The following is a 2513-nucleotide window of genomic DNA, read 5'->3' as shown; positions in this document are numbered from 1 at the left end:
GGGTGGGTGTGGGGGTGCGCGCAGGGGTGGGTGTGGGGGGCCGGCACCGGGTGGGGCACTTCGGGCGGGGTGGACGCGGGCCGGTGGGCGCGGGCGGGTGGGGATGCCCATTGCCCGCGCGGGACTTGACCGCGCTGCCGGGCGGTGGGCACGGGCGGGCGGGGACGCCTGGGCGCGAACGGGACCGGAGGACGCGGGCGGAGGCGGGCAGGCGCGAACGGCGCGGGCCGGGTGGGCCTGGGCGCGGCCGGGGCCGACGAGTGCGGGGCGGGCCCTGTGGGGGGGCGACGCAGCACGGGTGCGATCGGGTGGAGCTGGCACAGCACGGGCGCGATCAGGTGGGAGCGGCACAGCACGGGCGCGGTCAGGTGGGAGCGTCACAGCACGAGCGCGATCAGGTGGGAGCGACACAGCACGAGCGCGGTCGGGTGGGCGCGGAGGGGATCGGCGGGGCGCGGGCGGTGTGGGGCGTGTGAGCGGGTTCTTGCTGGTGCGCGTGGGTGCGGGGCGGTTCCGGGGGTGGGTTCCGGGGTGGGGTGGGGGGCGGTTCGCCGGGCGGGCGCTGTCCGGCGGGGTGGGGGTGCTCTGGGAGAATCCGGGGTGATCGCCTCACTAGGGAGTCAGTCCATGATCGTCAGCCCGGTTCGCCAGCCGCCGCTCGGCGAGCTGCTGCTCGCCCAGTTGCGCGTCCTGATCGTGCGCGGGGAGCTGGCCTCGGGGACGCACCTGGTGGAGGGGTGGATCGCCGAGCGGTTCGACGTCAGCCGGGGGCCCGTGCGGGACGCGTTGCGGCAGCTGGAGGTCGAGGGGCTGGTCGAGACGCGCAAGCGCGGGGTGCACGTTCGCGGGCTGACGGACGAGGACCTGGTCGAGCTGTACTCGCTGCGCGGGGCCCTGGAGGAGCTGGCCGTGCGGGAGACCATCGCCCGGTCGGGGGACGCGGACTGGGCGCCGCTGGACGACGCGCTGGCGCGGATGCGGCGGAGCGCCGAGGTCGGGGACGCAGCCGGGTTCGTGGCCGCCGACCTGGACTTCCACCTCGGGTTCTGCGGCATCGGCGGCAACCGCTGGCTGACCTCCACCTGGTCGCTGCACCGGCCGCTGTTCTCGGCGGTGCTGGAGATCACCAACACCGACCGCGACCTCGGGCCGATCGCCCAGGACCACGCCGACCTGTCGGCCGTGGTGCGCTCCGGCGACGTGGCCAGGGCGCTGGCCGAGCTGCGCGCCCACCTCGACGACTCGTGCGCCCGCATCCGCGCCGTCCTCGCCGCCCGCGACCCGGCTGCTGAGCAGCGGGGCTGAGCGCCGCCCTCAGCACAGGACCTGGATCGGCTCCTCCACGCCCACCGTGCGCGCGTAGTGCTTCAACCGGATGAGCAGGGTGTCGGTCACCGGCTCGCCCTTGCGCAGGAGCATCACCCCGGCCGTGGTCAGCACGTCCTGGTCCAGCACGTGCCCGGTCATGATCTCGTCGACGCCCAGCGAGCGCAGCACCCGCCCGCCGGTCGCCACCAGCTCCGCGCCCAGCGCCGCCGACACCAGGGGCGCCGGGAAGCCCTGCTCGGCCAGCCGGGTCGCCAGCTCCTCCGGCGGCACCCCGCCCTCCACGCCGAGCAGGCAGGTCACGGCCGTCGCGAAGACCAGCTCCCCCGGCCATCCGCGCTTGCCCGGCGCGTCCACGGCCAGCGGGGCGCGCGCCTCGGCCAGCTCCACCGGCTGCGCGCCCACCCACGCTGCCACCCGCTCCAGCCTCGGCACCCGTCCCAGCAGGGTGCGGGCGAGGTTCGGGTGACCGGCGACCAGCGCCCGCTCGGCGTCGGCCAGCTCCTCCCCCGCGACGACCCTGCGCAGCACCTCCTCCGGCACGCTCACGCAGCCGACCTGGCTGAGCAGCGACGCCAGCCGCACCTCCCACCCGTCGGCCACCTCGACCGCCTCGGTGACGGCGGCGACCAGCGCCCGCACCCGCCCGCTGCGCGCGGCGGCGACCGGGCTGGCGCTGGAGAGCAGCTCGGTGAGCACCTCCACCGCGCCGTTGAGGGTGCGTTCGAGCAGGTCGCGCTCGGCGTGCAGCAGCTCGTACTGGCGCAGCGCGTCGTCCAGCGCCCGCGTCAGGTCCTCGGCCCCGCACGGCTTGGTCAGGAACCGGAACAGCGAGGAGTTGTTCACCGCCGCGATCGTGGCGCTCATGTCCGCCTGGCCGCTGAGGATCATCAGGACGGTGTCCGGGGAGATCCGGTTGACCGACGCGAGCAGCGCCGCGCCGTTCACCACCGGCATCTGCATGTCGGACACGACCACCGCGAACGGCTCCCGCCGCTCGGCGCTCTCGCGCACCAGGCCGATCGCCTCGGCGCCGGACACCGAGGTCGTCAGCTCGTAGCGACCCCGCAGCATCCTGCGCAGACCGTCGAGGACGCGCTGCTCGTCGTCCACCATCAGGACCCGCCGGTTGCTCATGCCCCGCCCGCTCCCCTGCGCTCGACCACCGGAAACACCGACCCCGCGAC

General features: G+C 75.6%; 2 protein-coding genes. One reads left to right on the top strand and one right to left on the bottom strand.

Annotated features, from left to right (window positions below; translation table 11 throughout):
* Nucleotides 1-627: 627 nt before the first annotated feature.
* Nucleotides 628-1305: a GntR family transcriptional regulator gene (locus ACTUAL_RS17135; RefSeq protein WP_096492869.1), complete on the top strand. Its 678-nt coding sequence runs from the start codon at nt 628-630 to the stop codon at nt 1303-1305.
* A 9-nt stretch (nt 1306-1314) separates the two neighbouring features.
* Here ACTUAL_RS17135 and ACTUAL_RS17130 read toward each other — a convergent pair whose 3' ends face one another.
* On the bottom strand, nt 1315-2463 hold the full coding sequence (locus ACTUAL_RS17130; protein WP_440900974.1) for an HD domain-containing phosphohydrolase: 1149 nt from the start codon (nt 2461-2463) through the stop codon (nt 1315-1317).
* Nucleotides 2464-2513 lie beyond the last annotated feature (50 nt).

Source organism: Actinosynnema sp. (assembly GCF_052038725.1).
This window is presented reverse-complemented; position numbering and strand designations above follow the sequence as displayed.

Coding starts and splice junctions, on each gene's coding strand:
- ACTUAL_RS17135 (WP_096492869.1), top strand. CDS start 628: ATGATCGTCAGCCCGGTTCGCCAGCCGCCGCTCGGCGAGCTGCTGCTC.
- ACTUAL_RS17130 (WP_440900974.1), bottom strand. CDS start 2,463: ATGAGCAACCGGCGGGTCCTGATGGTGGACGACGAGCAGCGCGTCCTC.